Origin of the sequence: Kosakonia pseudosacchari (assembly GCF_900184035.1) — a bacterium.
GTDB classification, from domain to species: domain Bacteria; phylum Pseudomonadota; class Gammaproteobacteria; order Enterobacterales; family Enterobacteriaceae; genus Kosakonia; species Kosakonia pseudosacchari.
Genome location: NZ_FXWP01000023.1, coordinates 84,928 through 105,262, shown reverse-complemented (window position 1 = coordinate 105,262; position 20,335 = coordinate 84,928). Strand labels below are relative to the sequence as shown.

The window sequence follows — 20,335 nt, the reverse complement described above, 5'->3', positions numbered from 1 at the left end:
TAAAGGGCTTTTTCTGTAAGTAAGCAACAAATAGCCGTCAGTTTTGTGACAATCATTAGAATTCCCTATGTAAAAATTGAAAAGAAATTACAAAAAGTGCTTTGTCCGGATCTAAAAAGGGAGTAGAGTTATTCGCGTAGGGTACAGAGGTAAGATGTTCTATCTTTCAGACCTTTTACTTCACGTAATCGGATTTGGCTGAATATTTAGCCGCCCCAGTCAGAAATGACTGGGGCGTTTTTTATTGTGCAAAAGAAAGAAAAAGCGCGGCGAATGCCACGCTTGAGATAAAGGTTACTCGCCGGTTGCTTCTTCCACTGGCGGCAGGTTATTGAACCAGCCATCCAGTTTCTCACGTAATTTGTCCACGCCCTGTTTCTTCAGCGACGAGAAAGTTTCAACCTGTATGTCGCCGTTAAAAGCAAGCACGGCTTCACGCACCATATTCAGCTGCGCTTTCCGCGCGCCGCTGGCCAGTTTATCCGCCTTGGTCAGCAGCACCAGCACTTGCAGATTGCTCTCGACTGCCCACAGGATCATCTGCTGATCAAGATCTTTCAGCGGATGACGAATATCCATCAGCACTACCAAACCTTGCAGGCACTGGCGTTTTTCGAGGTATTCACCCAGCGCGCGTTGCCATTTGAGTTTCATCTCTTCCGGCACTTCCGCGTAACCGTAGCCCGGCAAGTCGACAAGACGTTTGCCATCAGCGACTTCAAACAAGTTGATCAGCTGCGTACGGCCGGGCGTTTTCGAGGTCCGCGCCAGGTTTTTCTGGTGGGTCAGGGTATTAAGTGCGCTCGATTTACCTGCGTTGGAGCGGCCAGCAAAAGCCACTTCAATGCCAGTATCGGCGGGTAAGTGGCGAATATCAGGCGCACTGGTGACAAAGTGCGTCTGTTGGTAATTCCAGTTAGTCAAAATGGTCGTCTCCATCGTCAAGGCATGCGGCGATTATACCTGAACCCACGCAAAAGGCTGTTTTTCTCGCCAGAAACTCTGCTGTGAGCCATTACCGTGCGATATGTAAGATATTTGCCCTTTTCGTTATACGAACTTTCGGAGAAGTTGCAGATTAAAAAATGGCTAAAATGTCTCTAATCAAAGGGTTATCTATATAGAATTTTCTTAAACTGCGGGTTCTGGGGCTTTTCCTGCTTGTCAGTTTAGCTCAGAAGGGTAAAGTAACCCACCAAGGCCGGATGCTGCTTGTGGAAGGATAACTCACGGAATGAGGGGTCAGGAGCGCCAGGAGGCGAAGACCGGAGACTAACGTCAGAAGACGTTGAACAAGGAAAAGGAACCGTAACAGGGAACGTTCTACGCTAACGGATAAACAGGGCAAGTTGATAGCGAACACGGAATGTAAAACCCATTACGGGTGAAGGGTCAAGAAAAAAGGCGACAGTTTGCACTGTCGCCTTTTTTCTTTGCTTGCTTTCTGCTAGATTCCGCCGCAATTCTATACTGATGAAAAACGACTTAAGATCACTAATATGAAAAAACCGTCCACCAATCCGCGCGGTAAAGTGCGCCGTAAAACCCGTGAAGAGTTAAATCAGGAAGGCCGCGATCGTAAGCGTGAGAAAAAGCACCGCGGTAATGCTTCAGGTAGCCGTGCGAACGGTGGCGACGGCGCTTCTGGCTCCGGAAGGAGTAAACAGCAAAAAGATCCGCGTATTGGCAGTAAAAAACCGATCCCGCTGGGTGTCACCGACACGCCGGTCAACAAGCAGCACAAACCTAAGAGCGAGAAACCTATGCTTTCACCGCAGGCTGAGCTGGAAATGCTGGAAACGGATGAGCGCCTGGACGCGCTACTGGAACGTCTGGAAGAGGGGGAAACCCTGAGCGCTGACGATCAGGCGTGGGTCGATGCCAAACTGGATCGCATTGATGAACTGATGCAGAAACTCGGCCTCTCTTACGATGATGACGAAGAAGAGGAAGAAGAAGGCAAAGAAGATATGATGCGTCTGCTGAAGGGCGGCAACTAATCCTTTTCTATGGGGCTTTCTGTCCTGCTTATAACCCTTCCGGTTATATGTTATCTGGTGTGGTTATTCGTTAAACTACAGCGGTTGTCGCGGCGCAAACTGTGGCTGCGCAACCGGCTTATGACCAGAAACGAGGTCAGGCCGGGCCGCCGGAACCGCCAGCAGCGTCATCGGAAGGAGTAAACAATGTCTGAGCAAGTCATCGACTGGGACCTGGCCCTGATCCAGAAATATAACTATTCCGGGCCGCGTTACACCTCATATCCTACCGCGCTGGAGTTTTCCGACGCTTACGGCGAAGACGATTTTCGCCAGGCTGTGGCGCGTTATCCTGAGCGACCGCTGTCGCTGTATGTGCATATCCCGTTTTGTCACAAGCTGTGCTACTTCTGCGGCTGCAATAAGATTGTCACCCGTCAGCAGCATAAAGCCGATCAGTATCTGGACGCGCTCGAGCAGGAAATTATTCACCGCGCACCGCTTTTTTCTGGTCGCCACGTCAGCCAGTTGCACTGGGGCGGCGGTACGCCGACCTATCTGAACAAAGCGCAAATCAGCCGTCTGATGAACCTGTTGCGCGGTCATTTTGCGTTTAATGCTGATGCGGAAATCTCGATCGAAGTTGATCCGCGGGAAATCGAACTGGATGTGCTCGATCATCTGCGCAGCGAAGGCTTTAATCGCCTGAGCATGGGCGTGCAGGATTTCAACAAAGAGGTTCAGCGTCTGGTCAACCGCGAGCAGGATGAAGAGTTTATCTTCGCGCTGCTCAATCATGCCCGCGATATTGGTTTTACCTCGACCAATATTGACCTGATTTACGGCCTGCCAAAACAGACGCCGGAAAGCTTCGCTTTTACGTTACAACGCGTGGCGGCGCTTAGCCCGGATCGCCTGAGCGTTTTTAACTACGCGCATTTGCCGACACTGTTCGCCGCGCAGCGCAAAATTAAAGACGTTGATTTGCCAACGGCGCAGCAGAAGCTCGACATTTTGCAGCAAACTATCACTTCGCTGACCGGTTCCGGTTACCAGTTTATTGGCATGGATCACTTTGCCCGCCCGGACGACGAGCTCGCTATTGCTCAGCGTGAAGGTGTATTGCACCGTAATTTCCAGGGGTACACCACGCAGGGCGACAGCGATCTGCTGGGGCTGGGTGTTTCTGCCATTAGTATGATCGGCGATAGCTACGCGCAAAACCAAAAAGAGTTGAAACACTATTATCAGCAAGTGGACGAGCGCGGAAATGCGCTGTGGCGCGGTATCGCATTAACCCGTGACGACTGTATTCGCCGCGATGTGATCAAAGGGCTGATTTGCAACTTCCGCCTCGAGTTCGCTGCGGTGGAGCGCGCCTGGGATCTTAACTTCCGTGACTATTTTGCCGAGGATTTGCGCCTGCTGGCGCCGCTGGTGGAGGACGGGCTGGTGGCGATGAGCGAGCAAGGGTTGCAGGTCACAGCGAAAGGGCGTTTGCTGATCCGCAATATCTGCATGTGTTTCGATGCTTATCTGCGTCGCAAAGCGCGTTTGCAGCAGTTTTCACGAGTGATTTAACGAAGACGGCGCATCAAGCCTACAAAACACGTTCTGTAGGCCTGATAAGCGCAGTATAACGCGAAGGTTAGCTAAACAGCCCAACCAACGCGGCACACAGAACAGCCGCGATGGCCGTTTGCGGTGTGTGGCTTGCCGACGCGCCTGCTTCTACGCCTGCAGTGACCACATTGATTAATGATTCCAGCATGATGACCTCTCCCATGAACGGGCAAGATCATACGTCACTGCCGGTAACAGTAAAGCGCAAAATAACGGCAATTTGCGATCGCGGTTCATTCTTTACACTTCACCTGCCGGCTATTCCATTCCCAGCTCTTTCAACTTACGCGTCAGGGTGTTACGACCCCATCCGAGCAGTCGCGCCGCTTCCTGTTTGTGGCCCTGTGTGTGACGCAGCGCCGTAGTCAGTAAGGTACGCTCCATTTCCGGTTGCGCTTCTGAAAGCAGGTTTTGATGACCGGAACGTAATGCGCGATCCGCCCATTGCGCCAGCAGTGTTGCCCAACTGTCCGGCAGACTCTGCGAAGGGCTGTCCGGCACGGTGGTTTCGAACAACTCGCTTGGTAAATCCTGAATCAACACTTCCTGGCCTGCGGCCATAACCGTTAACCAGCGGCAGGTGTTTTCCAGCTGGCGGACGTTCCCCGGCCATGCCAGACGCGTTAACGCGGTTTCAGTTTCCGGATGCAATTGTTTCGTTTCCACACCCAGTTCACGTGCGGCGACTTGCAAAAAGTGGCGTGCTAAACGTGGAATATCTTCCCGGCGTTCGCGCAGCGGCGGCAAATGGACGCGGATCACGTTCAGGCGGTGGAACAGATCCTCACGGAATTTGCCCTCCTGAACGCGCTGTTCCAGATTCTGGTGCGTGGCGGCGATAATGCGGACATCGACCTTCACCGGCGCATAGCCGCCAACGCGGTAAAATTGACCATCGGCCAGTACGCGCAGCAAACGTGTCTGCACATCCAGCGGCATATCGCCTATTTCGTCCAGAAACAGTGTCCCGCCATCGGCTTGCTCAAAACGTCCCTGACGAATCGTATTCGCGCCGGTAAACGCCCCTTTTTCGTGACCAAACAGTTCCGATTCAATCAAATCCTTCGGAATGGCGGCCATATTGAGGGCGATAAAGGGCGCTTTCACGCGCGGGCTGTGGCGATGCAGCGCATGTGCCACCAGTTCTTTACCGGTCCCCGATTCACCATTAATCAATACGCTGATCGACGAGCGCGACAGGCGACCGATAATGCGAAACACATCCTGCATCGCCGGTGCTTCGCCGATAATGTCTGTTGTCGGGCCGCTGGCTTGCACATTGCGCGGCTGCTGCTGTTCCTGATAATGGCTGATAGCGCGCTCAACCAGCGCAACAGCTTCGTCGATATCAAACGGTTTGGGCAGATAATCGAATGCCCCTTGCTGATACGCGCTTACCGCCGCATCAAGATCGGAATGCGCGGTCATAATGATGACCGGGAGCATCGGATGGCGCTGTTTGATCTGTTTCAGTAACGCAAGACCATCCATCCCTGGCATACGAATATCCGAAAGCAGTACATCCGGGGTTTTGGTGGTGAGTGCATCTAGCACTTCATTGGCACTTTCAAACGTTGTACAACTCAAGCCTGCCCCGGTGAGCGCGCGTTCCAGCACCCAACGGATGGAGCTATCGTCATCAACGATCCAGACTATCCCTCGTTGCATAAACACCTCTACTTCCGAATAGGCAGAAATACCGAGAATTCGGTATGGCCTGGCCAACTGGTAAATTCAATTTTGCCAGAATGTTGATCAATCAAACTGCGTGCGATAGATAATCCAAGCCCGGTACCGCCTTCGCGCCCGCTCACCATCGGATAGAACAATGTATCCTGGAGCTGCGACGGAATACCCGGGCCGTTATCTTCCACATCTATTCTCGCCGCAAGGCGATAACGCACACCGTGCAGCGTCAGCTGGAAGGCGGTACGGGTGCGCAGAATGATTTCGCCCCCTTCCGGCCCCAGCGCTTGCAAAGCGTTACGCACAATATTCAGTAAAACCTGCTCAATTTGGTCGGGATCGTGCGCGAGCTCCGGCAAACTCGGATCGTAATCACGGGTTAAGATGACATTATCCGGCAGCTCCATTGAAACCAGTTTCACCACGCGCTCGGCCACTTTGTGAATGCTTTCGGTAACATGCATCCCCGGCTGTTGCGGCCCCAACAGGCGATCCACCAGGTTACGCAAGCGGTCAGCCTGCTCAATGATCACTTTGGTGTATTCCAGCAGTGCCGGATCGGGCAGAGCTTTGCTCAGCAACTGCGCCGCGCCGCGTAAACCGCCAAGCGGGTTTTTAATTTCATGCGCCAGACCGCGTACCAGATCGCGCGCCGCAACTTGTTGGGCGTGCTGGAGTTGCTCCTGGCTAAGACGGCGCTGGTTATCCATCGGCGCCATTTCCAGCAGAATCAAACCATCCGGCAGACGTTGCGCCGTCAGCGAAAGAATGTGTGAGCGCCCGTCGATAACGAGTGTCACTTCGTTATCGGTAAACCCCTGCCCGGCGTGCAAACTTTCCCGCATCAAATCGATGTTCAGTGAAAAGTAACTCAGCAGTTCGGGGAGCGGTGTGCCGAATAGCTTACGAGAACTTTGCGCCAGCAGTTGCTGTGCCGCAGGGTTGGCGTAATGTACCGCCAGGTCGTCATCAACCAGCAAGATGCTGTTGATCAAAGAATTGAGGATCTGCCCAGCATCGGGCAGCACGCCGCTTGCCATTTAGCAGTCTCCCGGAGGTGTGCACCAATTTAGTGCAGTATAGCGTTTTATTGGTAAAAAGCGCGTTAGATCAGGTTGTTGGTGGAGAAAAAAGCCCATCCAGGGATGGGCTAAAAGTTCCACGGCAACTAAAAATCCTCTGGCCTCTTTCTCACCGTAGCGGCGTTGGCTGCCCTCATTCGCCCGAATCACTTATCGACTAAGCTCATCGGGACATCTTCGGTTGCCGCCTTGCTGCGACAAGACTTCTGCCGAGTCTTAATATTAAACGCTGTAGTACAGTTCGAACTCTACCGGGTGCGGCGTCATACGAACGCGGTCGTTCTCTTCCATACGCAGCGCGATGTAAGCATCGATAGCGTCGTCGGTGAACACGCCACCGGCAGTCAGGAACTCGCGGTCGGCATCCAGCGCGTTGAGCGCTTCTTCCAGAGAGCCTGCAACCTGCGGGATCTCTTTCGCTTCTTCAGCCGGCAGGTCATACAGGTTTTTGTCCATTGCTTCGCCCGGGTGGATTTTGTTTTTAATACCATCCAGACCGGCCATCAGCAGCGCTGCGAAGCACAGGTACGGGTTAGCAGCCGGGTCCGGGAAGCGCACTTCGATACGACGCGCTTTCGGTGAAGCCACAACCGGAATACGGATAGAAGCAGAACGGTTACGTGCAGAGTAAGCCAGCATGACCGGTGCTTCATAACCCGGGACCAGACGCTTGTAAGAGTTGGTGGTCGGGTTAGACAGGGCGTTGATCGCTTTTGCGTGTTTGATTACGCCGCCAATGTAGTACAGCGCCATTTCAGACAGGCCAGCGTACTTGTCGCCAGAGAACAGGTTCGTGCCGTTCTTGGACAGAGACATGTGGCAGTGCATACCGGAACCGTTATCACCGAACATCGGTTTCGGCATAAAGGTCGCGGTTTTGCCGAAGCGGTGAGCAACGTTGTGCACCACATATTTGTAAATCTGAATTTCGTCCGCTTTTTTGGTCATGGTGTTGAAGCGAGTAGCCACTTCGTTCTGACCAGCCGTTGCCACTTCGTGGTGGTGAGCTTCAACAACCAGGCCCATCTCTTCCATCACCAGACACATGGTGGAACGCAGATCCTGTGATGAATCTACCGGCGGAACCGGGAAGTAACCGCCTTTCACTGCCGGACGGTGACCTTTGTTACCACCTTCGTATTTGGTGGAGGTGTTCCATGCGCCTTCGATATCGTCGATAGCAACGCTGGAACCGGAAATGGAGCTGCCGAAGCGCACGTCGTCGAACAGGAAGAATTCCGGCTCTGGCCCGAACAGCACGGTGTCTGCCAGACCGGTGGAGCGCAGGTACTCTTCAGCGCGTTTAGCGATGGAGCGCGGGTCACGATCGTAGCCCTGCATGGTGCCTGGCTCGAGGATATCGCAACGAATAATCAGAGTAGACTCTTCGTAGAACGGGTCAATGACAGCGGTAGTCGCGTCCGGCATCAGCACCATGTCTGATTCGTTGATGCCTTTCCAGCCACCAATCGAAGAACCATCAAACATTTTACCTTCTTCAAAGAAGTCGGCGTTTACCTGATGGGCTGGGATAGTGACGTGCTGTTCTTTACCTTTGGTATCGGTGAAGCGCAGATCGACAAACTTCACTTCGTGCTCATTCAGCATCGTCAAAACGTGTTCAGCGGACATACTTAAACTCTCCCGGATTTGTCATTGTCGTCGTGGTAACGAGGTCTTCTAATTACTACGTAAGCTGGCGTAGTTATCGTACAATCGTTAAAGCGAAATCTATGCCAACTTTTAAATGCCCCTAAAAAGGCGTTATCATGCTCGGTATAGTGCAAAAGGGCTGCACCATGATGGTTATGTTGCACCAATATAGTGCCTTTATGTGAACATTGGGCACTATATTGGTGCAATTTTCGTTAAATGCCCCTTTTAACGCTCCGTGAAAGCGATCACAAAGCAACTCTGCAATACTTGTTTGCGGAGGATGTTTGTGATCCTGTTTAGTCCTTCGATTAATACGTGTACAATAACGCGCTATTTCTAATGCCTGAGGCAAAGTTGTGATCGAAAATCTGCGTAACATCGCCATCATTGCTCACGTTGACCACGGTAAAACGACCCTGGTTGACAAGCTGCTGCAGCAATCCGGTACGTTCGACGAACGTGCTGAAACTCAAGAGCGTGTGATGGACTCCAACGATTTGGAGAAAGAGCGTGGGATTACCATCCTCGCTAAAAACACCGCTATCAAATGGAATGATTACCGTATCAACATCGTTGATACCCCAGGGCACGCCGACTTCGGTGGTGAAGTTGAGCGTGTGATGTCCATGGTCGATTCCGTGCTGCTGGTGGTTGACGCATTTGACGGCCCTATGCCGCAAACGCGTTTCGTGACCAAAAAAGCATTTGCCCATGGCCTGAAACCGATTGTGGTAATCAACAAAGTTGACCGTCCTGGCGCGCGTCCGGACTGGGTTGTCGATCAGGTGTTCGACCTGTTCGTAAACCTGGATGCGACCGACGAGCAGCTGGACTTCCCGATCGTTTACGCTTCTGCGCTGAACGGTATCGCGGGTATGGACCACGAAGACATGGCTGAAGACATGACCCCGCTGTACCAGGCGATTGTTGACCATGTCCCTGCACCGAACGTCGATCTCGACGGCACGTTCCAGATGCAGATCTCCCAGCTCGACTACAACAACTATGTTGGTGTAATCGGCATCGGTCGTATCAAGCGCGGTAAAGTAAAACCGAACCAGCAAGTCACTATCATTGATAGCGAAGGCAAAACCCGTAACGGTAAAGTCGGTAAAGTGCTGACCCACCTGGGGCTGGAGCGTATTGATAGCGAAATCGCAGAAGCGGGCGACATCATTGCGATCACCGGTCTGGGCGAGCTGAACATCTCCGACACTATCTGCGATCCGCAGAACGTCGAAGCGCTGCCGGCGCTGTCTGTTGATGAACCGACCGTGACCATGTTCTTCAACGTCAACACCTCTCCGTTCTGTGGTAAAGAAGGTAAGTACGTGACTTCACGTCAAATCCTCGACCGCCTGAACAAAGAGCTGGTGCACAACGTTGCGCTGCGCGTTGAAGAGACCGAAGACGCTGACGCATTCCGCGTTTCCGGCCGTGGTGAGCTGCACTTGTCCGTGCTTATCGAGAATATGCGTCGTGAAGGTTTCGAAATGGCGGTTTCCCGTCCGAAAGTTATCTTCCGTGAAATCGATGGCCGCAAACAAGAGCCGTTCGAAAACGTCACGCTGGACGTTGAAGAGCAGCACCAGGGTTCTGTGATGCAGGCGCTGGGTGAGCGTAAAGGCGATCTGAAAAATATGAATCCGGACGGCAAAGGCCGCGTACGTCTCGACTACGTGATCCCAAGCCGTGGTCTGATCGGCTTCCGTTCTGAGTTCATGACCATGACTTCCGGTACTGGTCTGCTGTACTCCACCTTCAGCCATTACGACGATGTTCGTCCGGGCGAAGTGGGCCAGCGTAACAACGGCGTGCTGATCTCCAACGGTCAGGGTAAAGCGGTTGCGTTCGCCCTGTTCGGTCTGCAAGATCGCGGTAAGTTGTTCCTCGGTCACGGCGCGGAAGTGTATGAAGGCCAGATCATCGGTATTCACAGCCGTTCCAACGACCTGACGGTAAACTGCCTGACCGGTAAGAAACTGACCAACATGCGTGCGTCTGGTACAGACGAAGCCACGGTTCTGGTTCCGCCGGTGAAAATGACGCTGGAGCAAGCTCTGGAGTTCATCGATGACGACGAACTGGTAGAAGTGACCCCGCTCTCTATCCGTATTCGTAAACGTCACCTGACGGAAAACGACCGTAAACGCGCAATGCGCGGGGCGAAAGAAGAGTAATCCCGCTTTATTTGCCTGTAAAAAGCCGCTGAAAATCAGCGGTTTTTTTTATGCCCGTATCCTCTTCGCGTGAAGCCGCGAACTATTCAAGTCAGAACTTTCCCGCTACAGTTAACTCTCCACGGCTGGCAAGGAGAGAGAAATGCTCTATATCTTTGATTTAGGTAACGTGATTGTCGACATCGACTTCAACAGGGTGCTGGGTGCCTGGAGCGATTTTAGCCGTGTGCCGCTGGCGACCTTAAAGCAAAGTTTCACCATGGGCGAGCCGTTTCATCAGCATGAACGTGGGGAAATCAGTGACGAAGATTTCGCCAAAGCGCTGTGTCATGAAATGGAACTCCCGCTCAGCTACGAGCAGTTTTCCACCGGCTGGCAGGCGGTGTTTGTCGCGCTGCGCAAAGAAGTCGTCGACATCATGTACAAATTGCGTGAGCAGGGGCATCGGGTCGTCGTGCTGTCGAATACTAACCGTCTGCACACCACATACTGGCCGGAGCAATATCCGGAAATTCAGGCGGCGGCTGACCATATTTATCTTTCCCAGGAGATGGGAATGCGCAAACCCGAAGCGCGAATTTATCAGCAGGTACTGGCGCGCGAAGGTTTTTCTGCCGAAGATAGCGTCTTTTTCGACGACAATGCCGACAATATCGCCGGTGCGGAACAACTGGGCATTACCAGCATCCTGGTAACGGATAAAACCACCATCCCGGACTATTTCGCGAAACAGCTATGCTAAAAAATCTGCGGCATCATGCAAAACATCGCACGCGCCCGCTTGTTGCCTGGTTGCGGCTGCTATGGCGGCGCATTGATGAAGACCATATGACGACGCTGGCGGGGAATCTCGCCTATGTCTCTTTGCTTTCGCTGGTGCCGCTGATCGCGGTGGTGTTTGCATTGTTCGCTGTTTTTCCTATGTTTTCTGACATTAGCATCCAGTTGCGCCACTTTGTGTTTGCCAATTTCATTCCCACCACCGGCGATGTGATCCAAAACTATATTGAGCAGTTTGTTGCCAATTCCACCAAAATGACGGCGGTGGGCGCATGCGGGCTGATAGTGACATCGCTGCTGCTGATGTACTCCATCGACTCGGCGTTAAATACTATCTGGCGCAGTACGCGTGTACGCCCGCATGTTTATTCTTTTGCCGTCTACTGGATGATCCTGACGCTCGGCCCGCTGCTGGCGGGTGCCAGCCTGGCAATAAGCTCCTATTTGCTGTCGCTGCGCTGGGCCAGCGAGCTGGATAGCGTGATTGATGATGTGCTGCGTATATTTCCGCTGATCCTCTCCTGGCTCTCTTTTTGGCTGCTGTACAGCATTGTGCCAACAACGCGCGTGCCGAACCGCGATGCCATTGTCGGCGCGTTTATCGCGGCGCTGCTGTTTGAGTTAGGTAAAAAGATTTTTGGCCTCTACATCACCATGTTTCCGTCTTACCAGCTGATTTATGGCGTGCTGGCTGTCATCCCCATTTTGTTCCTCTGGGTCTACTGGACCTGGTGTATCGTCTTGCTTGGCGCTGAAATAACTGTCACTCTCGGTGAATACCGAAAACTCAAAATAGCCGCACAGCAAGAAGAAGCAGACCAACCATGATTGCATTAATTCAACGTGTTTCCCGCGCGAGCGTTAGCGTGGCGGGTGAGGTGACGGGCGAAATCGGCCCTGGACTTTTGGTGTTGTTGGGCGTCGAAAGGGAAGACGATGAACAAAAAGCGAACCGCCTGTGCGAACGTGTGCTGGGGTATCGTATTTTTGGCGACGCGGAAGGGAAGATGAATCTTAACGTCCAGCAGGCGGGTGGGAGAGTGCTGGTGGTGTCGCAATTTACGCTGGCGGCGGATACAGAACGTGGAATGCGTCCGGGCTTTTCCCGGGGCGCTGCGCCGGAAAAAGCCGAGGCGCTGTACCACTATTTTGTTGAACGTTGCCGCAGCCAGCAAATGGAAACGCAAACCGGGCGATTCGCTGCCGATATGCAGGTTTCGCTGGTCAACGACGGCCCCGTCACGTTCTGGTTGCAAGTATGAGCCAGCTTGCGGCGTGGCCCCTGGTTACAAGAGAGAGTGCTGCTATGTACCACCTTCGCGTACCGCAAACGGAAGAAGAGTTAGAACTCTATTACCAGTTCCGCTGGGAAATGCTGCGTAAACCGCTGCATCAACCGAAAGGTTCCGAGCGTGATGGCTGGGATGCGATGGCACATCACCAGATGGTTGTCGATGAAGAGGGCAACATTGTCGCTATCGGGCGGTTGTATATCAACGCGGATAACGAAGGGTCTATTCGCTTTATGGCGGTACACCCGGACGTGCAGGAAAAAGGCCTCGGCACGCTGATGGCGATGACGCTGGAGTCCGTGGCCCGCCAGGAAGGGGTAAAACGCGTGACCTGTAGCGCCCGCGAAGATGCGGTGGCGTTCTTCGCGAAACTGGGCTTCGTCAACGAAGGGGAAATCACCGCGCCGCAAACCACGCCGGTACGCCACTTTTTGATGATCAAACCGATCGCCACGCTTGATGATATTCTGCATCGCGGCGACTGGTGCGGGCAGCTGCAGCAGGCCTGGTATCAACATATTCCGCTGAGTGAAAAGATGGGTGTGCGCATTCAGCAGTACACCGGGCAGAAATTTATCACCACCATGCCGGAGACCGGCAACCAGAATCCGCACCACACGCTGTTCGCCGGTAGCCTGTTTTCCCTCGCGACACTCACCGGTTGGGGGCTGATCTGGCTGATGCTGCGCGAACGCCATCTCGGCGGCACCATCATTCTTGCCGATGCGCATATCCGCTATAGTACGCCGATCACCGGTAAGCCGAGCGCTATCGCCGATCTTGGCTCGCTAAGCGGCGATTTGGATCGCCTGGCGCGCGGGCGCAAAGCGCGCGTTCAGCTACAGGTTGAACTGTTTGGCGAAGATAAGCAGGGCGCAATTTTCGAAGGCATTTATATCGTGTTGCCCGCCAAACCCTTCGGCTCGTTCGAAGAGGGCGGTAACGAGGAAGAGTAAGCCGCTGCGCGCCTGCTAATGCGGGCGCGCAACGTCCTGCGAACCACCCCTACTGCGCGAAGAAAAACCACGCGGTTTTGATCAGCCCATCCTGCACGTCATAGACCGCCATATTTTCAATGGCTGACTCGCCTATGCCGTAGATTTTTTCGTGATCGAACACCTTATTACCCATCACCGTGCGTGAGAGTAACTCGGCACGTAACGCGGGGTTGTTAAAACGATGCGTCGCATAAAAGGCGCGTAATGCTTCACGCCCCTGCAGCGACGGCTCAGTGGATGGCAAGCGATAAGCGATAAAATCCTCGCTAAAACAGGCGGTAAATGCCTCAATATCATGGGCATTGTAAGCAGCGAACTGCTTTTCCACAGGACTTACGACAGACACCGGCTCCCCTTTTTATGCGCGGTTATATTCTGGCCACCCGTGCGGCCACGTCTCTTATCGCGTCTCTTGCGCTTTGGCTGATCCCGGCAAGCTGGAAGAAGCCATGGATCACGCCCTGATATTGTGAACAAGTACAGGTGACGCCCTGCTCGGTCATGTGCTGGAACAGTGCTTCACCTTCATCGCATAACGGATCGAACTCGGCGGTAATGATGTGCACTGGCGGCAGACCGGAAAAATCATCGCGCCACAGCGGGCTGACATCCGGTAACAGGCGGTCGGTATCGCCGAGATACATTTCGTAGCCCGATAACAGCGCCTCGCGGGTAATCACATAATCGGAACCGTTAAAGGTATAACTATCGAAATAGGCGGTGGCGTCGAGCATCGGGTAAATCAGCACCAGTTGTGCTGGTTGCCATGTCGCCGCGGCTTTCAGCCGTAGCGCCGTCACCAGCGCCAGGTGACCGCCCGCGCTATCCCCTGCAAGCGTGATGCGTTCTTTGTCGATACCGAGTTTATCGGCGTTTTTCCACACCATATCGGCACCAGATTGTGCATCATCATGTGCGGCAGGCCAGCGATGTTCCGGCGCTAAACGGTACTGCACAGCAACAACCCGGCAGCCACTATAAAAGGCCAGCTGACGCAGTTGCTTATCGTGCGTGTCGAAGCCGCCGCTAATAAAGCAGCCGCCGTGGTAGTAAATTAACGCGGGAAGATGGCCGCTGGCGTCCTGCGGCGAAAACAGACGAAACGTTATGCCTTCAAGCGTCATCTCTTCAACCTGAACGCGTGTTTCCGTTTCCCCTGCCAGCACTGTGCTGGCGACATATCCACTGCGCCGGTCATCAATACTCTTCGCCCGCGCAGACGGGCGACCTGCGGCAATAAAGTCACTTACCAGCCCGGCAATACCTTTTTCCAGTGCCATTCCGTTAACCTTTTATCTGTATAAATATCCAGCTTTATAGCCTGGTTTATGCGGAATGGGAATGGTCGTTTTTTAGCAATGTGTGGCAAAAAGCAGGACGGAGATAAACACGTGGAGAACCAGGCAGGCTGGCAACCCTTGCCAGAAAGGCAAGGGTTGAAGGGTATTATTCCCCTTCGCCGGGGAATAAGAACGGGTTGATGGAGCTGCGGGCGAAACCTTCCTGCTCCATGCGAGCATCTAACACCAGCGAGGCCAAATCGTCCGCGACCGGCTCGACGTTCGGGTCTTTTTCCTGATACAGGATCTTCAGGTAAGTGCCGCAGTCGCCGCAGCTTTCCGCTTTGATTGCCGCCTGCTCGTTATCCAGCGACCAGTAGTGCAGATCACGGGTTTGCTCGCAGTTGCTGCATTTGACGCGCACCACATGCCACTCGGTTTCGCACAGATTGCAGTGCAGATAGCGCAACCCTTGCGTCGTGCCAATATGCACCATGCTGGAGACCGGCATTGCGCCGCACACCGGGCAGAACTGGCGCTGTTCACCATATTCCGCGCGCGCTTTGCCAGGAATAAGGCTGGCCATTTGCGCCCAGTAGAGCGATAGCGCAGCCCAGATAAAAGGCGCTTTATCACTGCTTACGGAGGCGAAATCAGCGGCAAACAGCGCGCTGGCCATTGCCTCCAGTTCCTGGGCTGAGGCTTTTTCCAGGTTCTCAATGACCGCCAGCGCCGGGCCGCTCATCTCCGGCTTCAGCTCGGCGATCAGCGAATGCAGCAGCTTGTGCCAGTGCGTATCACGCGGCAGCACATGAATGTCCAGCGGCGGTTTGCCCTGTTCAGCGGCTTCTTTAATGCGCGCAGTCAGGTCAAGGTGCAGAGGGTGGTCGTAAAGCACCACTTCCTGGGCATGGGCGATAAGCGCAGCAAAACGCAGATAATCACCCAGCGGGTTACTCTCTGCCAGCTCACGCAAACGCTCTGCGCGGCGGTTATAGAGATTTTTCAGTCTGGGGAATAATAACGGCGGAATCACTTCCGCCGTGCGTTTATCGCTCTTCTCCAGCTCATCTTGCGGGATTATGCGAATACTCATTCAGTCGATTTTTCCGTTGTCTTGCGAACTTCCCGGTACCAGCGCGGGTGATGTTTCTTCGCCCACGAGCTGGTAACCCAGCCTTCCACCATTGCGGTTATCGTGCCTTTCACCCACAGGGCGGCGTAAATATGCACCATAATAACCACAATTAACGCGACCGCGGCAAATGAATGCACCATCAACGCTAATCGGATCACCGGAATGGGAAACGCTGGCGCGAAGTAAGGGCGCCAGATAACCACGCCGCTTACCAGTAGCAACACCAGGAAAATAATCGCCGCCCAGAAAACACATTTCTGACCGAAATTATAGCGCCCGGTGTCACCCACTTCCTCATTGACGACGATCTTACGAATATTCTTCGCCCAAAAGATATCATCCCTATTGATGAGGTTATGGTGCCAGTAGCGGAAAAACATGATTATAAACGACGCGAACATCACCACACCGACAAACGGATGGAGAATGCGCGCCAGCTGCGGCGTACCCAGAATCCCCATCAACCAATTGAAGGAGGGGAAGAAAAACCCCAGCCCGCTCACCGCCGCCAGCACGAAGCAGAAGGCGGTGACCCAGTGGTTGATGCGCTCTGGCGCCGTGTAGCGCACGATGGTGTCACGTTTTTTCATTTGCGCACCTCGTCTTTCTCTTCATGCAGGTTATCGTCTTCCTCTTCTGCGCGGTTCGGACCGACACCGACATAGTGGAAGATGCTGGCAGCGAAGGTCGCGGCAAAGCCGACCGCCGCAAGAGGTTTCCAGATACCTTTCCAGAACTTCACGGTAGAGCTGATTTCCGGGTTCTCCGGCAGGCCGTGATACAGATTCGGCTTGTCGGCGTGGTGCAGCACATACATCACGTGCGTACCGCCAACGCCCGCCGGATCGTACAGGCCCGCGTTGTCGTAACCACGGGTTTTCAGTTCCGCCACGCGCTCGCCGGCCAGCGTTTTCATATCCTCTTTAGAGCCAAAGTGGATAGCGCCGGTCGGGCAGGTTTTCACACACGCCGGTTCCTGACCCACGGTCACGCGGTCAACACACAGCGTACATTTATAGACGCGGTTGTCTTCCGGGTTCATGCGCGGCACGTCGAACGGACAGCCGGCGATACAGTAACCGCAACCGATGCACTGCTCGGACTGGAAGTCGACAATACCGTTAGCATACTGAATGATAGCCCCTTCTGACGGACATGCTTTCAGACAGCCAGGATCGGCGCAGTGCATGCAGCCATCTTTACGGATCAGCCACTCCAGTTTGTCGTTCTGCTCCACTTCCGAGAAGCGCATGACCGTCCACGACTTGGCGGTCAAATCCGCCGGGTTGTCATACACCCCGACGTTATGTCCCACCTCATCACGAATGTCGTTCCACTCGGAACAGGCCACCTGACAGGCTTTACAGCCAATACAGGTGGTGACGTCGATAAGCTTCGCCACTTCCTGCTGGTGATCCCGCGCCTGCGGCGCGGGAGTGAAACCGTTAGTCGCGGAACGACGGATGATGTCTTGCGATTGATAAGCCATAAGTCGTCTCCGTTACACCTTTTCCACATTCACCAGGAACGCCTTAAACTCCGGCGTTTGGGTGTTCGCATCGCCGACAAACGGCGTTAACGTATTAGCGATAAAGCCTTTCTTCGCCACACCTTCATAACCCCAGTGGATCGGAATACCGATGGTATCGACTTCCTTACCGTGCACGTTGAGCGTGCGAATACGTTTGGTCACCACCGCCTTGGCTTTGATATAGCCACGGTTGGAGGAGACGCGCACCGTATCGCCCTGCGTGATGCCCAGCTTGTTCGCCAGTTTTTCGCCAATTTCCACAAACTGCTCCGGCTGCGCGATTGCGTTAAGCAGCGCGTGCTTGGTCCAGTAGTGGAAGTGCTCGGTTAAACGGTAAGTCGTACCGACATACGGGAACTTATCCGCTTTACCCATCGCTTCCAGATCGCCTTTAAACACGCGGGCGGCCGGGTTGGAAACCACTTTCGGGTGCAGCGGGTTGGTGCCCAGCGGCGTTTCAAACGGCTCGTAGTGTTCCGGGAACGGCCCTTCAGCCATCTTATCGAGTGCGAACAGGCGGCCCATGCCTTCCTGCTGCATGATAAACGGCCCGACATTGCTGCCAGGTGCGGCTGCGCTGTAGTCCGGAATATCCACGCCACCCCACTTCGCGCCGTCCCATTTCAGCAACTGACGCTTCGGATCCCACGGGTTGCCCTGCGGATCAGCGGAGGCGCGGTTGTAGAGAATGCGACGGTTAAGCGGCCATGCCCATGCCCAACCCAGCGTATTGCCGAGGCCCGACGGATCAGCGTTATCGCGGTTCGCCATCTGGTTGCCTTTCGGCGTCCAGCTCCCGGCGAAAATCCAGCAACCGCTTGCGGTTGTGCCGTCATCGCGCAGGTGAGCGAAGGTGCTCAGTTGCTCGCCTTTCTTCGCCAGCACGGTGCCGGTTGCCGGATCGATAATATCCGCCAGCGCTTTACCGTTGCTTTCCATGGCCACTTCTTCAGGCGACGGGTTTTCCGGCGTCGAGTAGTTCCAGGTCATGTTCAGCACCTGTTCCGGGTTGGCTCCGCCTTCTGCCGCATACATTTTACGCATGCGCAGGAAGATGCCCGCCAGGATCTCGCCGTCGTTCAGCGCATCGCCCGGGGCGTCCGCGCCTTTCCAGTGCCATTGCAACCAGCGGCCTGAGTTAACGATAGAACCGTTCTCTTCTGCGAAGCAGGTCGACGGCAGACGGAACACCTCGGTCTGAATTTTCGACGGATCGACGTCGTTAAATTCGCCGTGGTTCTGCCAGAAGTTCGAGGTTTCCGTATTGAGCGGGTCAATCGTTACCAGGAACTTCAGTTTTGACAGTGAGGCGACCACTTTATTTTTGTTCGGGAACGACGCTACCGGGTTAAAGCCCTGGCAGATATAGCCGTTGACCTTGCCCTGGTTCATCATCTCGAAGTACTGCAGGACGTCGTAACCCTTGTCCCACTTCGGCAGCCAGTCAAAGCCCCAGCTATTTTCCGCTGTCGCTTTGTCGCCAAAGAAGGATTTCATCATCGAAACGAAGAATTTCGGGTAGTTGCCCCAGTAGTTTACCTGGCCTTCCAGCAGCGGTTTTGGCGTGTTGGCGGTCAGATAGGTCTGGAGATCGGTCTGTTTTTCATTTGGCAGCGTCATATAGCCCGGCAGGCTTTGTGACAACAGGCCAAGATCCGTCAGCCCCTGAATGTTGGAGTGACCGCGCAGGGCGTTCACGCCGCCGCCCGCCATCCCCATGTTGCCGAGCAGCAACTGAATCATCGCCATGGTGCGGATGTTCTGCGCGCCAACGGAGTGCTGCGTCCAGCCAAGTGCATACAGGAACGACGCGGTTTTATCACGGGCGCTGGTTTCGGCGATGTATTCGCACACCTTCAGGAAGTCCGCTTTTGGCGTCCCGCAGATGTCTTCCACCACGTCCGGCGTATAGCGGGAGACGTGCGCTTTCAGCAGGTTCCACACGCAACGCGGATGGGTGAGCGTGGTATCGCGTTTGGCGAAACCTTTCTCATCCAGTTCGTAGTTCCAGCTGGTTTTGTCGTATTTACGTTTTTCCGCGTCATAGCCGGTGAACAGGCCATCTTCGAAGCCAAAATCTTCACGCACAATAAGCGTGGCGTTGGTGTAGGCCTCGGTGTATTCGCGCTGATATTTTTCGTTGGTCATCAGGTACAGCAACACGCCTGACAGGAAGGCAATGTCAGTACCGGAACGAATCGGCGCATAGAAATCCGCCACAGAGGCGGTACGCGTAAAGCGCGGATCGATAACAATCAGCTTCGCGCCATTGTGGATCTTGGCTTCCATCGCCCAGCGGAATCCCACCGGATGCGCTTCTGCCGCGTTCCCCCCCATCACAACGATAAGGTTGGCGTTTTTCATGTCGACCCAGTGGTTGGTCATCGCACCGCGACCAAAAGATGGAGCAAGACTTGCTACCGTTGGTCCGTGTCAGACACGCGCCTGGTTGTCGACGGCTAACATGCCGAGTGCGCGGGTGAATTTTTGCGTTAAATAGCCGGTTTCATTACTGGATGCGGATGCGCACAGCATACCGGTGCTCAGCCAGCGGTTGACGGTCGTCCCTTCCGCGTTTTGCGCGATATAGTTGGCGTCACGATCCGCTTTCATCAGTTTGGCAATGCGGGTAAAGGCTTCATCCCACGAAATTTGTTGCCACTTATCTGAGCCTGGCGCGCGGTATTCCGGGTATTTCAGGCGGCTTTCTGAGTGGATGAAATCCACCAGACCTGCGCCTTTCGGGCACAGCGCCCCACGGTTTACCGGATGATCGGGGTCACCCTCGATATGGAAGATTGACGCTTTGGCGTTTTTTGCTCCATCGCCGAGGCTGTACATCAACAGCCCACAGCCGACGGAACAATATGTGCAGGTATTACGGGTTTCGCGGGTACGCAGCAGCTTATACTGCCGTGTTTCCGCGAGCGCAACACTCGGGGCAAAGCCCAGCGCCGCTGCCGTGGTTCCTGCCATACCGCCAGCGCAGATCTTAAAGAACTGCCTTCTGCTGACCTGCATGGTTTGCTCCTGGTTCGACATTACTCTTATCGTTTTTTTTCTTTGCGGTGCTTTTCGCAAAGGTTCAGAATTGCTGTTAATCCCTCATA

19 protein-coding genes are annotated in these 20,335 nt (G+C 54.2%); 8 read left to right on the top strand and 11 right to left on the bottom strand.

Annotated features, from left to right (window positions below):
* The first annotated feature begins 154 nt into the window (after positions 1-154).
* Complete coding sequence (gene spfP / locus BN2591_RS25055; RefSeq protein ID WP_071892919.1) at positions 155-202, top strand: small protein SpfP; 48 nt, start codon at positions 155-157, stop codon at positions 200-202.
* A gap of 92 nt (positions 203-294) precedes the next feature.
* Here the strand turns inward: spfP and yihA are convergent, their stop codons facing one another.
* Positions 295-924 (bottom strand): ribosome biogenesis GTP-binding protein YihA/YsxC, encoded by a 630-nt coding sequence (yihA, locus tag BN2591_RS18535; protein WP_086873351.1) that lies wholly within the window; start codon positions 922-924, stop codon positions 295-297.
* A 575-nt stretch (positions 925-1,499) separates the two neighbouring features.
* Here yihA and yihI point away from each other — a divergent pair.
* Both yihI and hemN read left to right on the top strand, forming a co-directional pair.
* Positions 1,500-2,000, top strand: a complete 501-nt coding sequence (gene yihI, locus BN2591_RS18530; RefSeq protein ID WP_086873343.1) for a Der GTPase-activating protein YihI — start codon at positions 1,500-1,502, stop codon at positions 1,998-2,000.
* 186 nt (positions 2,001-2,186) lie between these two features.
* Complete coding sequence (gene hemN / locus BN2591_RS18525; protein ID WP_086873342.1) at positions 2,187-3,560, top strand: oxygen-independent coproporphyrinogen III oxidase; 1,374 nt, start codon at positions 2,187-2,189, stop codon at positions 3,558-3,560.
* A 67-nt stretch (positions 3,561-3,627) separates the two neighbouring features.
* On the opposite strand, the gene BN2591_RS24365 is transcribed toward hemN, so the two are convergent.
* The 4 genes from BN2591_RS24365 to glnA form a co-directional block, all read right to left on the bottom strand.
* Positions 3,628-3,750, bottom strand: a complete 123-nt coding sequence (locus BN2591_RS24365; RefSeq protein ID WP_141399381.1) for a YshB family small membrane protein — start codon at positions 3,748-3,750, stop codon at positions 3,628-3,630.
* A gap of 110 nt (positions 3,751-3,860) precedes the next feature.
* Positions 3,861-5,270 carry a nitrogen regulation protein NR(I) gene (glnG, locus tag BN2591_RS18520; RefSeq protein ID WP_086873341.1) on the bottom strand — a complete coding sequence of 470 codons (1,410 nt, stop codon included), beginning with the start codon at positions 5,268-5,270 and terminating at the stop codon, positions 3,861-3,863.
* Between the two features lie 8 nt (positions 5,271-5,278).
* Positions 5,279-6,328 carry a nitrogen regulation protein NR(II) gene (glnL, locus tag BN2591_RS18515; protein ID WP_086873340.1) on the bottom strand — a complete coding sequence of 350 codons (1,050 nt, stop codon included), beginning with the start codon at positions 6,326-6,328 and terminating at the stop codon, positions 5,279-5,281.
* 264 nt (positions 6,329-6,592) lie between these two features.
* A complete protein-coding gene (gene glnA, locus BN2591_RS18510; RefSeq protein WP_020455889.1) occupies positions 6,593-8,002 on the bottom strand; it encodes a glutamate--ammonia ligase in 1,410 nt (469 codons plus the stop codon).
* Between the two features lie 380 nt (positions 8,003-8,382).
* On the opposite strand from glnA, the gene typA reads away from it, so the two are divergent.
* The 5 genes from typA to fabY all read left to right on the top strand — a co-directional run bounded on the left by typA (position 8,383) and on the right by fabY (position 13,234).
* Positions 8,383-10,206, top strand: a complete 1,824-nt coding sequence (gene typA, locus BN2591_RS18500) for a ribosome-dependent GTPase TypA (protein WP_086873339.1) — start codon at positions 8,383-8,385, stop codon at positions 10,204-10,206.
* Between the two features lie 142 nt (positions 10,207-10,348).
* Positions 10,349-10,948, top strand: a complete 600-nt coding sequence (gene yihX / locus BN2591_RS18495) for a glucose-1-phosphatase (RefSeq protein ID WP_086873338.1) — start codon at positions 10,349-10,351, stop codon at positions 10,946-10,948.
* Positions 10,942-11,814 carry a virulence factor BrkB family protein gene (locus tag BN2591_RS18490; protein ID WP_086873337.1) on the top strand — a complete coding sequence of 291 codons (873 nt, stop codon included), beginning with the start codon at positions 10,942-10,944 and terminating at the stop codon, positions 11,812-11,814. The genes yihX and BN2591_RS18490 overlap by 7 nt, the downstream gene beginning before the upstream one ends.
* Complete coding sequence (dtd, locus tag BN2591_RS18485; protein WP_086873336.1) at positions 11,811-12,248, top strand: D-aminoacyl-tRNA deacylase; 438 nt, start codon at positions 11,811-11,813, stop codon at positions 12,246-12,248. The genes BN2591_RS18490 and dtd overlap by 4 nt, the downstream gene beginning before the upstream one ends.
* Before the next feature lie 44 nt (positions 12,249-12,292).
* Entirely contained in the window at positions 12,293-13,234 is a 942-nt protein-coding gene (gene fabY, locus BN2591_RS18480; protein WP_020455892.1) for a fatty acid biosynthesis protein FabY, read from the top strand.
* A 49-nt stretch (positions 13,235-13,283) separates the two neighbouring features.
* On the opposite strand, the gene BN2591_RS18475 is transcribed toward fabY, so the two are convergent.
* From BN2591_RS18475 to fdnG, 6 genes are all read right to left on the bottom strand, one after another.
* Positions 13,284-13,622, bottom strand: coding sequence for a nuclear transport factor 2 family protein (locus BN2591_RS18475; protein ID WP_086873334.1), 339 nt, complete (start codon positions 13,620-13,622; stop codon positions 13,284-13,286).
* Positions 13,623-13,644: 22 nt separating this feature from the next.
* Positions 13,645-14,556: an alpha/beta hydrolase gene (locus BN2591_RS18470; RefSeq protein WP_086873333.1), complete on the bottom strand. Its 912-nt coding sequence runs from the start codon at positions 14,554-14,556 to the stop codon at positions 13,645-13,647.
* 166 nt (positions 14,557-14,722) lie between these two features.
* Positions 14,723-15,652, bottom strand: a complete 930-nt coding sequence (fdhE, locus tag BN2591_RS18465; RefSeq protein WP_086873332.1) for a formate dehydrogenase accessory protein FdhE — start codon at positions 15,650-15,652, stop codon at positions 14,723-14,725.
* Entirely contained in the window at positions 15,649-16,284 is a 636-nt protein-coding gene (fdoI, locus tag BN2591_RS18460; RefSeq protein WP_017459690.1) for a formate dehydrogenase cytochrome b556 subunit, read from the bottom strand. Before fdoI ends, fdhE begins: the two co-directional genes overlap by 4 nt.
* Entirely contained in the window at positions 16,281-17,183 is a 903-nt protein-coding gene (fdxH, locus tag BN2591_RS18455; RefSeq protein WP_017459689.1) for a formate dehydrogenase subunit beta, read from the bottom strand. Before fdxH ends, fdoI begins: the two co-directional genes overlap by 4 nt.
* Positions 17,184-17,195: 12 nt before the next feature.
* Positions 17,196-20,246: a formate dehydrogenase-N subunit alpha gene (fdnG, locus tag BN2591_RS18450; protein ID WP_139164783.1), complete on the bottom strand. Its 3,051-nt coding sequence runs from the start codon at positions 20,244-20,246 to the stop codon at positions 17,196-17,198.
* Positions 20,247-20,335: the final 89 nt, after the last annotated feature.